The sequence below is a fragment of the Vibrio sp. NFR genome (genome assembly GCF_027587095.1).
Lineage (GTDB): Bacteria > Pseudomonadota > Gammaproteobacteria > Enterobacterales > Vibrionaceae > Vibrio > Vibrio harveyi.
On sequence record NZ_JAPPTN010000004.1, the window covers coordinates 222,372 to 239,569 of the forward strand.

Genomic DNA, 17,198 nt, shown 5'->3' on the forward strand with positions numbered 1-17,198 from the left:
TTAACAAGGAGATGATTACTTTTTATGTTGATATATTGCCAAACTGCTCAACAATAAAACGTTTGCGCGTAAACATTTCATTAAAGTTTGATTTACAACATACCCATCCATAGAATTCACCGTTCAGTCTAATAAAAAAGAAGTAAAGTCATGAAACTGGAAACTGTCGATTATCTTGCTGACGATGCTGCTCAACAGTTCGTCACCTCACTGCGCGAAACGGGTTTTGGTGTTCTTAAGAACCATCCAATTCCTCAAGAGCTGGTCGAATCTATTTACAAAAACTGGTACGAGTTTTTCTGCTCAGAGCAAAAGAACGATTTCCACTTCAATGTTGAAACACAAGACGGATATTTTCCACCATCAGTTTCTGAAGTTGCGAAAGGTCATTCAGTCAAAGACATCAAAGAGTACTTTCACGTGTACCCTTGGGGTCAGATGCCAGAACAGCTAAGAGAAGAGATTCTAGAGTACTACGAGCGCGCTAATGCATTCGCTCAAGAACTGCTTGGTTGGGTAGAAGAATACGCACCAAAAGACGTTCAAGAGAAATTCTCAATTGCGCTGTCAGAGATGATTAACAACAGCGATAAAACGCTACTTCGTGTTCTTCACTATCCACCAATGACGGGTGAAGAAGAGCCTGGCGCAATTCGTGCTGCCGCGCACGAAGACATTAACTTACTAACGGTTCTGCCAGCAGCAAACGAACCTGGTCTGCAAGTAATGAGCAAAGAAGGTGACTGGTTAGATGTGCCATGTGACTTCGGTAACTTGATCATTAACATCGGTGATATGCTGCAAGAGGCGTCTGGTGGCTACTTCCCGTCAACAACGCACCGCGTGATTAACCCAACCGGCGGTCGCCAAGAAAAGTCACGTATTTCGCTTCCGCTTTTCTTGCACCCGAAACCAGATACGGTACTTTCAGAGCGTTACACTGCGCACAGCTACCTGATGGAACGTTTAAGAGAATTAGGCGTTATTTAAGTTAACGAGATCTTGCTTCAAAAGGCTGATGGTTTATGACTGTCAGCCTTTTTGTGTTTATGGTACAAATTGACTAGCTTTATATAACAGGTACTTAAACGGTTAGGGGATACATGGACGAACAACTCAATGTTTGCCAAAACAGTCAGCAATACATGGAAAACCCATTATTGTGGCCCATTTTAGACATCCTCAGAAAGCAGCCTTCAAATTGGAAGGTGCATACTTTAGCTCATGAGCTCAGCCAAAAGGGCTACATACAACAGTTAGATGAATCTCCGGATAAAGATCTTTTCAAGCGAAATTTCTTATTAATGAACGCGCTCTATCAATTGCAAGAAACGCTTTATCCCGATGGTTGGTTGCAAGTCGAAGCAATGAATATTGTGCTTATGTCCGCCATAGAAGCCTCTCGCCACAGCGTTGATACCAATGATCCTCTAAGAGAGTATTACCTTGATTGGAAGAACTACGAAGCGGACGAAGGCGAGGTACGCCGACTACTTAATGATTTCTGGAGTAGATATCAACGTTACATCGGGGGAAATGTCTCTGATGACCTAGACCGAAGTAAAGCACTACATTTGTTTGAGCTAGATGCAGACGCAACCCGAACTGAGATTCGCCGACAATGGCGTAAGCTGGCATTACGTTGGCACCCAGACCGAGAGAACGGTAATGCAGATAGGTTTAGAGTGCTATGCAATGCTTGGAACGTACTTCGAAACGGATAATGAAGTCATTTTAAGTTACATTGTCACGTGTTGGGCGTCATGATTCGTACAAGATTAAAAAGGCAGCGTTTATCGCTGCCTTTTGTTAGCTGCTCGTTGGGTATTAACGAGAAGGTTTGAACTGAGACTTACGCATACGGTTCAGCGCTGCCATTACGTCCAATGTACGAGGTTTCGCTAAGTCGCCTTGTTTAGGCAAGGTCGCGTACCATTCACCAGTAAGCATGTCTTCGATTTCTTTTGCAGGGTGGTTACACCAACCCGGAAGTTGAGCAATTTGGAACCACAACCAACCAATCGTGTTTACTTCATCCGCTGACTCAAGTTGCTCAAGCGCACTTAGATCTGCGAACTCTTTACCGAAGCGAAGAGAATCTTTGCCTTTTGCATTCACACGGAACTTGCCGTCTGTCAGGATGTTCATTAGCGCTACACGGTTTAACGCACGAGGGCGGAATGTTTGCAAGCTTTCCTCTGACTCGTTGTGGCGCTGAGTCGGATGCTGTGCAATAACTTGCTTCGCTTTTTCTGTTACATCAACTGCTTGGTAATCGTGCATTTGGATAACGGTATCTGCAACGTCTAGGTAGTCACCTGAGCCACCCATAACGATGATGGTCGAGATTTCAAGCTCATCACGCAATTGTCCGATGCGATCTACCAAAGGTGTGATAGGCTCGTCGCCTTTGGCAACCAATGCCTGCATACGTTCATCACGAATCATAAAGTTAGTTGCTGACGTATCTTCATCAATAAGCAGTGAACTAGCGCCGGCCTCGATAGATTCTTGCAACCAAGCGGCTTGAGAGGTTGAACCAGAAGCGTCTTGCGTAGAGAAATCTGCCGTATCTTTACCCATTGGTAAATGGTTGATGTAGTTAGATAAATTCAAGTGATGAACGCAGCGACCATCTTCTGCACGAATCTTCATCGCGTTCGCATCAGTGACGATGTATTCGCGACCATCACCAGGGATGTGATCGTAAATAGAGCGTTCAATTGCATTTAGCAACGTTGATTTACCATGGAAGCCACCACCAACAATCAATGTGATGCCTTTTGGAATACCCAAACCTGTTACGTAACCTTTGTTTGGCGCATGCAAAGTTACTTGAAGTGACTCTGGTGCTTTAAATTCAACCGCGTCTTTCATCGGCAAGTCACAGTTACCTGCAATACGCGGAAGGATGCTGCCATTCGCCACAAAAGCGACTAGGTTGTTTGCTTCAAGTTGCTCGCGCAGAGATGCTTGGTCCTCAACCACTTTACAGTGCTCAATCAATGCGTCTTTGTTCAGCTCGCGCTCTAATGTTGCGCGACGAATAAACTTCGGCAAGTAGAAAGTCAGAATGTTATTCGCTTTTTTGCCAAGAACAGAGCGACCTTCGGCAGGCAGGTTAACACGGAAGCGAAGCTCAATACCTTCTTCAGTGAAAAGTACTGCCGTATTGTCCAAAACGGTTTGACCGCTAAGTGAGATAGCTACGGTATTCTCTTGCTTTGCAAACTCATCAAAGCTACGTGCAATGAAGTCACGAGCTGCACGCTGGAATGCTGGAGATTCATCTTTTAGCCATTCGAGACCGGTCAAAGACCACGCGCGAGTTGCACGTAGGCGAGAAGCAGATGCGTACGGGTCACCTTGTACGTAGTCGATGTACAAGTCGAAATCACCGAAGTCGTATTGACCTTTGATTTGTTGGTATGCGCGGTAGTTCTGCTTTTCGATTTTCTTAAGCGTGGCAGTCAACTGATCCATGAAGATAATGGCCTTTTTATTGGAAGCGGGCGGCGATTATAGAAACCACCGCCAACAGAGTAAAGGAAATGCTTAGGAAGAATAGGTGTATTGACCACCTAATAGGTTTTGATTAAACAAACTTTGTTCGAATTCATTACAAGGCATTGGCTTACCATACAAAAAACCTTGTCCGATATCGCAGCCTTCACCAATTAGAAACTGCTCTTGTTGGCTGGATTCAATACCTTCAATGACAACTTGGAGATCAAGCTTTTTAGCAATATGGATAATGGAACAAATAATGGCTCTGTCATCGTCGGATTTTTCCATCTGCTGAACAAAGCTTTTATCAATTTTAATCGCGTCAAAAGGGTATTTCTTCAGGTAACTGAAAGAGGCATAGCCCGTCCCGAAATCATCTAGTGACAGTGTAACGCCAAGCTTGTGTAGTTTATTCAACGTGTTACGTGCAACGACTTCATCTGCGATTAAAGCGCTCTCAGTCACTTCTAGCTCAAGGAAGTGTGCTGGTAGATGGAAGGTTTCAAGTAGATGTTCTATCTGTTCGGCAAAGTTAACGTTTTGCAATTGTATAGGCGAAACATTAACGGCAATTTTGAAGTTATCCACTAACTCAGACCATTGCTTGGCTTTGTCTATGGCTGTGCGTAAAACGAATGAACCCACCTCAAAGATCAAGCCGTTTTGCTCTGCCATATGAATTAGCGCTTCATTTGAGACATCACCTAAGACAGGATGACGCCAACGTAACAGCGCTTCTGCACCTATCCATTTGTGCGTGTGGGGAAGCACCTTAGGTTGGAAGTACAACATCAGGTCATCATTACGAACTGCCTGTAGAAGGTAGCTTTCTAGTTGATTGTGGTTGTTGAGATCTTGCGTATGACTTTCGCAGAAATAATTGTATGACTCGCCAGACTCTTTGCACAACAACATTGCATAGCAAGCATTTTGCAGCAGTTGCTTGGCATGGCTGTTTCGATGAGCTTGGACGACACCAATGTAGGAATGAAGATGCACTTCATTGTCATCGATATAAAAATTGCCAACACTCACATGAGTAATTTCGTCAAGTAAATGTTGGACTTTCGGCTCGATATCTTCGCCTGAAACAATGAGCACAAGATCGTTGGAGCTTGGTCGCCCTGTGACAAAATAACTGGATTCACTGTGACCAAGACGAAAGCGAAACTCCTTCAACACTTCGTCGAAAGCTTCGAATCCGTATTTGGTTTGGATGCTACGGGCGTTACTGAATCCAATGTTAATCACGACCAAAGATTGCTCGTCATGGTTGATGGACTCAATGACTTCGTCTAGTTGTTCTTCTAAAGCTGCGCGGTTAAGAAAGCCAGTGCCTTGGTCGTGAGTTTGTTGATAGTTGACTTGTTTCTCGGCAGCTTTGCGTCTGTCGATCTCTTTCGTCAATGAATAACTGAGTTGCGCAAGGTCGGTAGTGCGCGTTTCGACTCTGTTTTTTAGTTCGCTATTTAGCCTTACTAATTTGTGTTGCTGGAATACAACCGCAAGTTGTGCCTCGATAGATTCTTTGAAAGAACTTAATAACTCACGGTAGGTGTCGCTGTATTGGTTCTCTTTAGTATCTAGCATACAGATGGTACCGAAGGTTTCACCGTTCGGCCAGTACAAAGGCAGCCCACAATAGGAGATCATACCAAGTTTGATATCCGGGTTGTCTTTCCATTCCTGGTCTTTGAGTGCATTTGAGACCATGAGTTCGCGCTTGTGTTGAATGACATGTTCACAATACAGACCATGTCCAAGGGCTTCTTTGTCACCCACTTTATAGGGGTTATTTTCCGTTTCGCTAGAGGTATTGACTTCGATATGCTCTGGATGCACACGCATGATAAGCGTAGTGGGAACATCCGCAATGCGGGCTAACAAGTTGACGATGTTTTGCCAACTTCTCCGCATCGAATCGGGGATCTCATAATCCAAGGTTTGCAATGTGCCCATAAAGGTAATCCTTTCCCGTAAGTTCACGTCCTGTGAATGAAAGTCGTTGTAATTTTTATGTGAGCTTATTCTTGTTGTTGAGTAGTTATTTAACCATTCGTTTAGTTTAAGTATAGGGGCGGCAGAACCCGAAACAAAAAAAAGTCCTGAAAACCTTTCAGGACTTTGAAATACTTGGCACTATCTCAGTAGTGAGACGCTAGAATCCAAGTGCAAGCCTATGGCTTGAGCGCCTTGAGTGCTTTCATCGATATATCTTGAGAGTAATCGACGCCTTCAAAGTTGAAGCCATTTAGCTTCATAAATTCGTCTTTGAATCCAGCATAGTCACCCACTTGTTTGAAGTTATCTGCGTTCATTTGTGAAAGAAGTTCACTGACTTCTTTCTGAACTTGAGGATCTAACTCCAGATCATCGATTCGAATCAAACGTTCACCATCGACAGGTACTTTTTCTTGGTCGTACAACTTCGTCGTGAACAGACGTTGCATCTGCTCGATACAACGTTCGTGGGTGCCTTTTTCCTTCATCACACGATAAAGAGCGAGTAGGTAAGGACTGAGAGCAGGAATAAACACACTCGCTTTTGTGACAAGCGCTTTACACACGGTCGCGTAAGCACCACCACCAAAGTTTGCCATCTTTATGTTCAATGCATGACTGGTTTGGTGTAAATCGACTTTTGCACGACCTAGCGTGCCATCAAGATAAATTGGGTGTGTGACTTCGGGTCCCATGTAAGAGAAGGCGATCGTTTTGCAGCCTTTTGCCACCGATTCAGAGTTGATCAGCGTATCGATCCAGCTTTCCCAATCTTCTCCGCCCATCACCTTAATTGTTGCTTCAGCTTCTTCCTCTGATGCTGGAGCAAGAGTGGAGTCTATCCACTGATCGTTTTCCAGCATAATCGATGCACCAGTGACAGATTCACCAATAGGTTTGATGACACTGCGCCAAAACTCGTCAGATTCTGCCTTCGGACGAACACCAGTCGCCAAGCTGTAAATGACTAAATCTACTTCACCTTCAAAGTGAGTTTCGATAGCTTCGATTACTTGGTTGCGCACAGAATCAGAAAAAGCATCGCCCACGATGTTTACTGCTGTTCGACCGTGATGAGTCGCTTCTTCTTTAAAGTAAATGTTGTTGTACCAACCAGCACTACCAACGCCCTTATCAGATGGTCCACGCTCGAATGAAACGCCGATCGTGTCGGCCTCAGCGCCGCCAAAGGTGAGGGCGATGCGAGCAGCCAATCCGAAGCCGGAAGACGCACCGATGATCAAAACCCGTTTGGGACCATGTTGGATCTGCGGAGCTTGTTTTACGTAATTAATTTGCTCTTTGATGGAAGCGCGGCACCCATACGGATGTGCCGATCGAGCTACAACACCTTGAATTAACGGTTCTATTTGCATTGTTATTATCTAACCTTGGTGAATAAGATGCCGAGTAGAGTAACGTAAAGTTTGGTAAAACTTATTGAGCTAGACCATCAAAATTAGAGATGTTTAACCAATTCTTGCGCAACGAAGTCTGCGATAAAAGGCTGAGCTTCTGGTTTTGGGTGCAAACCATCATCCATCATCCATTCAGGTTTAATGATGACGTGCTCTAAGAAGAAGGGCATCAGAGCAACTTTTTGGTGTTCAGCAAGCTTAGGGTAAATATCGTAGAACATATCGCTATAGCGCTTACCGTAGTTTGGTGGCACACGGATTTGCATCATCACAACATCCGCACCAGAATCTTTGATCATGGTAATCATTTTCGATAAGTTCGACGTAATAAGTTTAGGTGGGAATCCACGAAGACCATCGTTGGCACCGAGTTCAATAAGGACGACGTCAGGAGTGTGCTGCTCAAGGAGAGCTGGTAAACGCGCAAGACCATTACCTGTGGTGTCCCCTGAGATACTGCCATTTACAACTTTTACATCTTGACCATGTTCTAGTAACGCATCAGGAAGTAAGCTAGGCCAACTCTCTTCGATTGGCATTTGATAGCCAGCGCTTAGGCTGTCACCCAAAACAAGCAACTTTTCGTTCGCCTGCGTAGAAGCGGAAAGACAGAAAAAAAGAACTAAGGAAAGTATACGAATCATGCAAACACCTGTACTTAAAGCACCCATTGTTCAAGCTAATTTAGTTTCTAAACAAGTCTCTACTAATCAAGAACATTTAACAATCCTTAAAAATGTAAATGTTGACATTAGAAAGGGCGAGAAGATTGCCATTGTTGGTACCTCTGGCGCGGGCAAGTCTACATTGATGACACTGCTCGCTGGATTAGATACACCAACCTCAGGCGAAATCACCTTATTAGGGCATGAGCTTTCAAAGTTAGACGATGAAGCTCGTGCAAAAATTCGTGCGGACTCGTTGGGCTTCGTATTTCAAAGCTTTCTTCTAATTCCAAGTTTGAGCGCATTACGAAATGTCACGTTACCTTGTCTTCTACGTGGTGAAGCTGAAGATGATGCAAGAGCAAAAGCATTGCTGACAGCGGTTGGGCTGGAAAAGCGTCTCGACCACTTACCAAGTCAATTGTCGGGGGGAGAACAACAGCGTGTCGCTCTTGCACGGGCATTTATGACTCAGCCAGAACTGCTGTTTGCCGATGAACCAACGGGAAACCTCGACCATCAAACCGCCGAAAGAGTCATCGAGCTTCTGTTTGATTTGAATGAACAGCATGGCACAACGTTAGTACTGGTTACTCACGACAGTCATTTAGCCAGTCGTTGTGACCGTGTATATCGAATGGAAGCAGGCGAGTTGCAGGAGGAGGTGATATGTCCGTGATCTCTTCAAGTGAGCAAGACTCAACTCAGATGCCTAAGCAGGCTAAACAATCGCCAAACAAAAGCATAGTACGTTGGAGTTTCGGTGAAATCCGTCAAGGAAATTTATGGCCGATCAGTGTTGCCTTAATTCTCGTGATTGCCAGTATCTTTGCGCTCTCGGCTCTGGCAGAAAGAATGGAGCAGGTGATCGTTAAGCAAGGTAAAGATGCGTTAACAGCTGATGCTGTTTTTGTGTCTGCTAACCCTATACCAAATACTTTGTTGGCTGCTACCGACGAGATGTCACGCTCTACCATGACACGATTCGCTACCATGGCATTCAGTGATACTGGCATGCAGCTTATCTCTGTTCGTGCCGTTGATGAGCAGTACCCTCTGATGGGTGAATTAGTCTTGGACAATAACTCAGCCGGCCACGTCAAAGAAAACCAACTATGGCTTGATGAACGCATCATGGCGCAGCTTGATGTCAAAAAGGGTGACGCTGTCACCATTGGCGATGCGGACTTTATCGTTTCAGGTGCAGTTTTGATGGAACCAGGTTTGAGCTTTAACCCATTCCAACAAATGCCTTCAGCCTATATTCATCAAAGCGACGTTGAAAAAACAGGGGCAATCCAGTTGGGGAGCCGTGTTCAATATCGTTTGTTTTTAAAAGGCGACGATGCAACATTAACGCAACTGCAAGACATTACTGAATTGTCACCAAGTGATCGCTGGAGAACGCAAGATACTGCAAGTCGAAGTAACGAAGTCTTCGAACGAACAACTCAATACCTGTCTTTGACGGTTGCTATTGTTATCATCATGGCGGCAACGACGTTGGTTTTGACTTGCCAAAGCTACGTGAACAGCCGAACGCAAACCATCGCAATGTTGAAAAGCTTGGGGGCGAGTCGCCGCTGGATTGAAAAGTGGCTTTTGATTCAAGTCACTATTTTGCTGCTTAGTGCCAGTATTGTTGGTCTGCTATTAGGTAGTGGTTTGGAGTATTTATTGCGAATTCCCCTCAGGGATTTGTTGCCTAATCCACTGCCTAGTTACGGCGTCACTCCTATCTTGATTTCAGTTGTATCAGCGGTTCTTATTACTGTTCCAGCGCTTGGGATTCCCTTACTCGGATTAATCAAAACACCTGCTCTAGAAGTTCTTCAACAAGGTTCTGGCAAACGCTCTTGGAAACGCATGTGTCTTATCTTAGTGCCCGTCGTGCCTTTGCTTATCCTTTATGCAAACAACACTCTGGTTTGGATTGTACTTGCGGGCATTGCGATGTTATTTGTCGTGCTTGCGGCAACGAGCGTTGCGCTCACTAAGTTATTTGCTCGAGTTTCTACTCGACCAGCAATGAAGCTTGCACTCAGTCGAATCAATCGCACACCAGTTACCAGTGGTTTGCAGTTTGGTGCTTTATCGCTTTCTCTGATGTTACTTTCGATAATTTGGTTAGTGCGTAGCGATATTCTTGCTGATTGGTCGAGAACACTTCCTGCGGACGCACCTAACGTATTTGCTTTGAATATCGCTGATTACGAACTAGACAGTTATCTAGAAACATTGGATAAAAACAACGTGACGCGGTCACAAGCTTTCCCAATCATTCGTGGCCGATTAGCAGAAATTAATGATGTAAGCGTTAAAGAGATTAAATCAGAGGGGCAAGGCTCAGATGCCGTGAGTCGTGAACTTAACCTCACTTGGGGGGAGACGCTTCCTGAGTACAACGATGTCATATCTGGTGAGTGGAAAAACAAAGCCAGTGTATCGGTAGAAGCACAGGTTGCAGATGAACTGGGTATCGAACTTGGTGACAAATTGCGGTTTGTTATTAACAGCCAAAACTTCGATGCCACTGTTGATAGCATTCGTCATGTTGAGTGGCGTGATATGAAGCCTAACTTCTATTTCATCTTTTCGTCTGACGTGATGGCAAGCTTACCAGGCTCTTATTTGATCAGTTATCGTATCGACGATGATAACAATGCATTGTTGACGTCGATGTCACGTGCACATCCGACGGTCTCCGTACTCGATATTCGAACCATGGGTGACAAAATCCAAACACTTATCCAACAAATTGTATCGGCAATCACCATATTGGCATTGCTTGGTGTAGTGGCTGGTCTTTTGCTGATATTTACATTGCTTCGTTTGAGTTTGTCTCAACGCCAGCAGGAAATTCGACTCTATCGAACATTGGGGTCAAGTAAGAAGCGTATCAACACTACGCTATGGGCTGAATACGGCATTATGGCAATGGTGGCGAGTGGCGTTGCAGTGTTTGCAGCAGAGGTCTGTGTCGCTGCTGTGATGAAATATGGCTTTGAGCTTAATGCGCAGATCCACCCTGAATTGTGGATAGCTTTACCTTTCGCTACGTTTGTTGTTCTTGCTTTAGTGGTAATGAGCCTTTTGAAAAGATTGTTAACGCCAGTAAACACTTAATTAGCCTCCGTTTAACTACCGCGGATGCACTCCATGACAGTTTTATTTTAGTTATCCACAAAAACGGTGGATAACTTTTGGGATAACTGAGTCGTTAGTAAAGTGGGGTGTTTCCGCAGGCTTTATGCCATGGGTGTTAGCGTAAAAATATTATTCACACAGGGTCAAAAACACGCTTTCCTAACAACCTCGTCAAGCACTTTTTTCGGAAATTTTTTGCTCTCAAAAGTAACTTTTGACGTATACCGTTAACAAACGCAAACCCATGAACTTTTTGTGATTTTAATCATACTCAAACCCGAGTAGAATCGACACTAAGTAAAGATTTCTCCTTATAAAATTTCAGTGAAGCAATGAAGTCTGAGTTTCCAAATCGTAAAGATAAACACATCGCTATCGTTGGTGGTGGCGTAGCAGGTTCAACTGCTGCGATTCACTTTGCCGAGTTAGGTTTTAAAGTGTCCGTAATCGAAAAAGGGGTATCGTTGGTGAATGGTCCCCCAATATGCCATTTGCATGCCGGCGGCAACCTGTATCGAGAGATTTCTGAACAACAATGTTTAGATCTTCTAACCCAGTCTATTGAGACGATTCGCTTGTATCCCCATTCACTGAATATTCGTCCGACTATTATTGCTGTTCCGTATTCAGACGGTGGTGATCCAGAAACTTTGTTACCACGACTGGAAGTGATTAAACGTGCTTACCAAACGCTGGTTGCCCAAGACTCTCGAAACCAAGTTCTAGGTGAACCTGATGAGTACTACAAACTCTACTCGAAGGAAGCGTTACTACAACTTGCGAGCCAAGCTCAACCAGAACAGCCTCAAAGCATTGATGAATGGTGCATCCCATTTGCTCAGCATGCCGATCTAGATGAGCTTAAATACCCGGTTGTGGCGGTTCAAGAGTATGGTTGGAGCGTATTCCGTCTTGCTGCAATCGCGAACATGACTTTAGAGCAGATGCCAAACGTCGATGTAATTACACAAGCGGAATTGGTGGAGTCTCATTGGAATGGTTCTGCTTGGACTTTGGCTTATACAAAAGATGGTTCTGAACATGCGTTGAACTGCGACTTCTTAGTGAATGCGTGCGGTTTTGAAACCGGAGTCGTGGACGACAAGGTAGGTGTCCGGCGTGAACGTCTTGTTGAGTTTAAGGCAGCATACGTCACTCGTTGGAACGAATGTACTCAACAATGGCCAGAGGTTATTTTCCATGGTCCTCGTGGTACTGATAAGGGCATGGCTCAATTAACACCTTATGGTGATGGTTATTTTCAACTACATGGGATGACCAAAGGTATTACGTTGTTTGACGATGGCTTAGTCGAAAGTTCACAGGCTTCTGCGCAGCCAGAACTACCGACAAGTTTGTTGTCGAAAATACGTCATGGTTGGCGTCAAGAGATACTTGATGAACGTACCGACAATGCGATAGCACACATGGCTCAGTTCATTCCAGATTATCACACGGCAGTAAGAGGTGGTAAGGCGTTATTTGGTGCTCAGCAGATCCCAGGGACAGATCCAGTACTGCGAGCCGCGGACGTCACGTTTGAAGAAAATAACTACGCGCGTATCGAAGTGGTTAAAGCGTCGTCTACATTACTCGCTGCGCAGAAAATGGCGCAATATTGGTTTGATATTGAACCTAGCGATAACGTCGAGCAGCAGCATCCTGTGACTGTCCATTGGACTGATCAAGAAGTAGAGGATTGTGCGATCAAACTGACCTATGAGCGTGGTTATCCGCAAGCATTAGCAGAGCGCTACGGTATGTAACATCCGCGCTTGATACTAAACTACTAGAAGGGCTCAATAACCAAAAAATTGAGCCCACTGACACCATACATCTTGTAGACCTTGTCTATCTCCTCGTATAAAGCTTACGGATTGTCCCGGTTTTGCCTGAGCCAAGCGCGGCAAATCAATCCTAGCGACGCAGCCAAACTTAGGATACCCCCCAATAGTCTGATGATCATTTAACAAAATGATTGGTTTCCCGTCGTTTGGTATTTGGATAGACCCAAGCGCAATACCCTCAGATAAAATGCCATCGTAAGGAGGAGTGATAGTTTCACCTTCTAGGCGATAACCCATGCGATTCGAGTTTGGCGATATTTCAAATATCGTGGAATAGAAACGGTCGATCGCTTCTTGAGAGAAGTCGTTGTATTGATAACCCTCAATAACGCGAAGCTTGATAGGAAGGTTATAATCAGGCTTAAAACGAAAAGTCATTTGCTTGGACTTTCGGCTAGGGAGTGCGTGTGGGTTGAAACTTAAGATGTCTCCAGCTTTCAATGCCAAGCCATTTTGTTCGATGCCTCCTAAGGATTCTCTTAATACTGTTGATGAACTTCCTAAATGTTTCTCGACATTAAAACCGCCTTTCACGGCTAAGTAAGCTCGAAGACCATTGCGTGGCATTCCAAACTTAAGTGTTTGTCCTTTTTTTAACGAAAAGTCAGACCAATTGGTGAGTGCTATTCCGTCAATAGAAGCGTTTAAATCGCCCCCACAAATAGAAAGGTGACAGTCTTCTAGTGCTTTGAAGCTGGCATTCCCAAGCGTAATTTCAATGACTGAGCAATTTACAGGATTCTTTAATAGATGATTTGCCCAACTGTAAGCGTAATCATCAACCGGACCGCCTTGCGTAATACCAATATGAGCGAGCCCAAAACGACCGAAATCTTGAATCAATGAGAGTGGACCTGGTTTCTCTACGATTAAACCTGAAAAGCTCATAATTTGCCCCCTAAATTGATGTATTCCTGTCTTGTGATTGAACCAAAAGTGACCTTGTCACCAACTTCAAAAGGAATAAATGGAGGCGTATCAGTGAACAACGAGATGGGTGTTCGACCTATGATGTTCCAGCCTCCAGGGCTATCTGAAGGGTAGACAGCGGTTTTACTGTCCGCTATCGCGACGCTGCCGGCTGGAACGTGAGTGCGGGGGGTATTGTGTCGTGGCATGTGTAATGCCTTTGGTAAGTCTGAAAGAAACGCGAACCCTGGCGCAAAGCCGATTGCTGATACCGTGTAAACCGTTTTGGTATGCAGCTCGATCAATTCAGCCAACGGCAAACCAGCATCGTTGAATCGTTCTAAATCGAGCGCGGTCTCTTCTGAGTAGTAAACCGGAATGGAAATGTAGTTAGGTTGCTTATTATCCATCGAGCGGACATCAAAACGAGTAACGAGTTGGTTCAATTCTTTGAGGATGATGGATTCGTTAATTCTAAAGGGCAGGTAATCGATCAAAATAGTTCGGTATGACGGAACAACATTCATGATTATGAGGCTAAGTTTATCGGCAATCTGATGTGCTAACTCCCCAATGTGTTCGACGGTCACCGCTTCATGAAAGCGAATCAGAATACTGCATTCAGAGATAGGAGAGATTGAAAACTGCCCTTGATTCATTAATTTCCTCCGGTGTAGAGACTTTGGCGAATCTTTTTAATCAATGCGATGGATTCGTCATTATCTCCGTGAACACAAATTGTGTCAGCTTCTAACAAAATATATTGACCCGATGCCGTTTTGACTCTTCCTGATTCAGCAAGCATTTTGACTTGTTCTAATATAGCGTGTTCGCTGTTTAAGACCGCATTAGGTTGTGTTCTGGGGGTTAGCATTCCATCATCTTGATACAGACGGTCCGCAAAGGCTTCAAATAACAGAGGTACATCAAAATCATCTGCTATTTCGAGATACTTTTCATTTTCTTGAGAGGCGAGGATCATTAGTGGAACTTTAAAAAGTGCCGCTGCTTTCACTACGGCGAGAAAAACGCCATCGCTTTGCATCATATCGTTATAAAGCGCACCATGGGGTTTGATATATCCTATGTCGGTATACTGCGCTTTGCACAAAGCTTGTAACGCGCCAACTTGATAAATCACCATGTTGGTAATTTCATCATTGGTCATTTTTAGGCTCCGACGACCAAAGCCTTGTAGGTCGGGATAACCAGGATGAGCACCAATTTCAACGTCGTGTTGGTTAGCGAGAGTAATCGTATCGTGCATGACATTAGGATCCGATGCGTGAAATCCACAAGCGATGTTCGCCATGTCAATGTGAGGCATTACGCTCTCATCGGTCCCCATTTTCCACGCGCCAAAGCTTTCGCCCATGTCGCAATTCAGTGTCAGTTGCTGGTTATTCAATGTCATACGTTTATAAAAGTCCAAAGTATGCTTTAAAAATGCAGGAAATTACGTTTAAGTTCAGTGACTAACTTCATTCTTCAAGAAGAAGATTATCAAATGAAGTGGTGAAAAGATCGTCGTGTTCTTTGAAATGATCCGAAATTTTAAGAAAATCATGACTAATCAGTCTAATAATTGAGATTTACGGCTTCATTTCAAGATTTGTCGTGTTAGTCTTGGGTCTTCTTTTTTGTGTGATAGTTTGCATAGCAATCCTTTCGTTATTTTGATTGCTTTCTGCGACAGGAATATATATGTCATTACGAGCAAAGCTAATATGGCCGATTCTCGCTTTCATCACGGTCATCTTTGTTACATCTCAAAGTTACACGTCATATAACACTTATCAGTCCGCCAAACATGAACTGGTCGAACAGACCAAAGTTCTGATCAATGATGCTTCTCACTCAATTAAAGATGCGCTTGCAACAAAGAACAAGCCAAAAGCGCAAACCATTTTGGCTGATCTGCTTAAGAAGCCAAACGTATCACGCGTAAAGCTTTACGACAAAGACAATAATCCATTTGCTGTATTTGCTTTGGATGGCTTTGCCGCACCTTCGCCGACAGTTAAAGAGCGAAGTCGTCTGCATGAAGTAGGATACGCACTATCTGCACACTTTCTCTACGTTTTTGAGCCTATTATTCACGAAGGACAAGTCATCGGATCGATTAGGGTGACGTTGTCACGAATTCCATTGTTCGAAGTACGAGATGCATTGCTACAAGACGGTGGGCTGTTCTTAGTCATTCTTTTAGCTGGTGGAGTTATGTTCTACTTTGGGGTTGAACGACGAGTTCTTCGTCCCATAGAGGAAGTCAATCGAGCGTTGCAAGATTTAGCTAACGGGCATCACCTTAGTGGAAGGATTCACCATAAATCAAAAGACGAGGTCGGTGCATTGGTCGCTTCTTTCAACTTTATGGTTGAAAAACAGCAGCGACTTGAAAAGCAGCGCAAACATAGCTTGGAAGTGCTAGAGCGCCGTAAGGTATTCGCCGAAGAAGTGATTGATTCTATACAGGATTCGTTAATAGTCACGGACAACTTAGGGAGAGTGATTCATTGTAATACTGCTACGCAACGTATTTTTGAACATACTTACCAAGGGATAGAAACGGCAAACATTTGCGATCTAATCCAGACCAAGACGCCAAACGAGCTTGGACAAATACTAAGCCGAGGGCTTGAATGTGATGATATCCACCTGGAAAGTGGTGAAGGGAAGCAACAGCTAAGTTTAACCAGTCGACGCTTAGCGAAAAACGGCTATATGCTTTTCGTAATTCAGGACATCACAGAGATTGAAGAAGCGATGAATCGCCAAAGAGTAGCGGGTCGTGTATTTGAAAGCAGTCAAGATGGTTTAGTGGTGCTTAACCACCAAGGTATTATTACCATGGTTAATCCAGCAGTGACGAAGCTCGTCGGTGTAGAAGCTGACCAATTAGTGGGTAAGCCGTTCATCAAATCAATTCGCTGGAGAAAGCTACAAGCTATGATGCCGAGCATTCAAGAATCTATTGAAAACTATGGTATGTGGCAAGGAGAAGTGATTGAGAAGAACCATCTAGGTCAACTCGTTCCAATGTTTGCAAAGGTTAATTGCATTAACAAGAGCGATGACCAAAATACTTATGACATGGTCATCATTCTAACCGACCTATCAAGTGCAAAAGAGATGGAGCGTTTGGAGTATCTTGCACATCACGACGCCTTAACCGGGTTGGCAAATCGTTCTAAGTTCCACCTAGAGCTCGAAGAATTGGTACAAAGATCAGGCTATTTGCGCGACGAATTCGCGGTACTTTACTTGGATTTAGATGGCTTTAAGAATATCAATGACACTTATGGTCATGATGCAGGTGACGAAGTGCTCAAACAAGTGGCAGACCGGATGGCTGCGGCAACTCGGCATAGCGATTTGATTGCTCGTTTATCGGGAGATGAATTTGTCATGTTGGTCAACCCAGCAAATCAGAAGGTCGTAACAAGGATTGCAGAACAGTTACTTGAAACGGTTTGTTCTCCAATTGAATACCGAGGCTCCCTGCTCAAAGTTGGCGTGAGCATTGGTGTGAAACTGGTTGGCGTTAACGAGCGTGACGCAACGCGTATTCTTAAGAGTGCCGATACAGCAATGTACCAAGCTAAGAAAGCAGGTAAAGGTCAAGCAATTTTAATGGGTTGCGAATCCCCAGAGACTGTTTAACTGTGGGCTAAAAACCTTTAGACTAGCCAGATTCGCGTCAG

At 44.2% G+C, this 17,198-nt stretch carries 13 protein-coding genes; 6 read left to right on the forward strand and 7 right to left on the reverse strand.

Annotation, left to right across the window (positions count from 1 at the left end; translation table 11 throughout):
- The first annotated feature begins 150 nt into the window (after positions 1 to 150).
- Positions 151 to 990 carry an isopenicillin N synthase family dioxygenase gene (locus tag OH463_RS09745; RefSeq protein ID WP_005451765.1) on the forward strand — a complete coding sequence of 280 codons (840 nt, stop codon included), beginning with the start codon at positions 151 to 153 and terminating at the stop codon, positions 988 to 990.
- Positions 991 to 1,103: 113 nt separating this feature from the next.
- Positions 1,104 to 1,724 (forward strand): DNA-J related domain-containing protein, encoded by a 621-nt coding sequence (locus tag OH463_RS09750; protein ID WP_005451766.1) that lies wholly within the window; start codon positions 1,104 to 1,106, stop codon positions 1,722 to 1,724.
- Between the two features lie 103 nt (positions 1,725 to 1,827).
- Here the strand turns inward: OH463_RS09750 and OH463_RS09755 are convergent, their stop codons facing one another.
- The 4 genes from OH463_RS09755 to tesA all read right to left on the reverse strand — a co-directional run bounded on the left by OH463_RS09755 (position 1,828) and on the right by tesA (position 7,570).
- Positions 1,828 to 3,483 (reverse strand): ABC-ATPase domain-containing protein, encoded by a 1,656-nt coding sequence (locus tag OH463_RS09755; protein WP_005451768.1) that lies wholly within the window; start codon positions 3,481 to 3,483, stop codon positions 1,828 to 1,830.
- Between the two features lie 72 nt (positions 3,484 to 3,555).
- Complete coding sequence (locus OH463_RS09760) at positions 3,556 to 5,466, reverse strand: bifunctional diguanylate cyclase/phosphodiesterase (RefSeq protein WP_199449439.1); 1,911 nt, start codon at positions 5,464 to 5,466, stop codon at positions 3,556 to 3,558.
- Between the two features lie 218 nt (positions 5,467 to 5,684).
- Positions 5,685 to 6,884: an enoyl-ACP reductase FabV gene (gene fabV / locus OH463_RS09765; protein ID WP_005451770.1), complete on the reverse strand. Its 1,200-nt coding sequence runs from the start codon at positions 6,882 to 6,884 to the stop codon at positions 5,685 to 5,687.
- An 83-nt stretch (positions 6,885 to 6,967) separates the two neighbouring features.
- Positions 6,968 to 7,570 carry a multifunctional acyl-CoA thioesterase I/protease I/lysophospholipase L1 gene (gene tesA, locus OH463_RS09770; protein ID WP_038898930.1) on the reverse strand — a complete coding sequence of 201 codons (603 nt, stop codon included), beginning with the start codon at positions 7,568 to 7,570 and terminating at the stop codon, positions 6,968 to 6,970.
- Here tesA and OH463_RS09775 point away from each other — a divergent pair.
- The 3 genes from OH463_RS09775 to OH463_RS09785 all read left to right on the forward strand — a co-directional run bounded on the left by OH463_RS09775 (position 7,569) and on the right by OH463_RS09785 (position 12,504).
- Positions 7,569 to 8,270, forward strand: coding sequence for an ABC transporter ATP-binding protein (locus OH463_RS09775; protein WP_038898931.1), 702 nt, complete (start codon positions 7,569 to 7,571; stop codon positions 8,268 to 8,270). The genes tesA and OH463_RS09775 overlap by 2 nt on opposite strands.
- Positions 8,261 to 10,717, forward strand: coding sequence for an ABC transporter permease (locus OH463_RS09780; protein ID WP_269991156.1), 2,457 nt, complete (start codon positions 8,261 to 8,263; stop codon positions 10,715 to 10,717). The genes OH463_RS09775 and OH463_RS09780 overlap by 10 nt, the downstream gene beginning before the upstream one ends.
- Before the next feature lie 353 nt (positions 10,718 to 11,070).
- On the forward strand, positions 11,071 to 12,504 hold the full coding sequence (locus tag OH463_RS09785) for an FAD-dependent oxidoreductase (protein WP_009696684.1): 1,434 nt from the start codon (positions 11,071 to 11,073) through the stop codon (positions 12,502 to 12,504).
- 33 nt (positions 12,505 to 12,537) lie between these two features.
- Here OH463_RS09785 and OH463_RS09790 read toward each other — a convergent pair whose 3' ends face one another.
- Genes OH463_RS09790 through OH463_RS09800 form a run of 3 tightly spaced genes read right to left on the reverse strand, consistent with a single transcriptional unit; the run spans position 12,538 to position 14,908 of the window.
- On the reverse strand, positions 12,538 to 13,473 hold the full coding sequence (locus OH463_RS09790) for a biotin-dependent carboxyltransferase family protein (RefSeq protein WP_017189044.1): 936 nt from the start codon (positions 13,471 to 13,473) through the stop codon (positions 12,538 to 12,540).
- On the reverse strand, positions 13,470 to 14,153 hold the full coding sequence (locus OH463_RS09795) for a 5-oxoprolinase subunit B family protein (protein WP_047515782.1): 684 nt from the start codon (positions 14,151 to 14,153) through the stop codon (positions 13,470 to 13,472). Before OH463_RS09795 ends, OH463_RS09790 begins: the two co-directional genes overlap by 4 nt.
- Entirely contained in the window at positions 14,153 to 14,908 is a 756-nt protein-coding gene (locus tag OH463_RS09800; protein ID WP_069688251.1) for a 5-oxoprolinase subunit PxpA, read from the reverse strand. Before OH463_RS09800 ends, OH463_RS09795 begins: the two co-directional genes overlap by 1 nt.
- A 290-nt stretch (positions 14,909 to 15,198) precedes the next feature.
- Here OH463_RS09800 and OH463_RS09805 point away from each other — a divergent pair, with 290 nt between their 5' ends.
- Positions 15,199 to 17,157 (forward strand): diguanylate cyclase domain-containing protein, encoded by a 1,959-nt coding sequence (locus OH463_RS09805; protein ID WP_017819611.1) that lies wholly within the window; start codon positions 15,199 to 15,201, stop codon positions 17,155 to 17,157.
- The last annotated feature ends 41 nt before the right edge of the window (positions 17,158 to 17,198 follow it).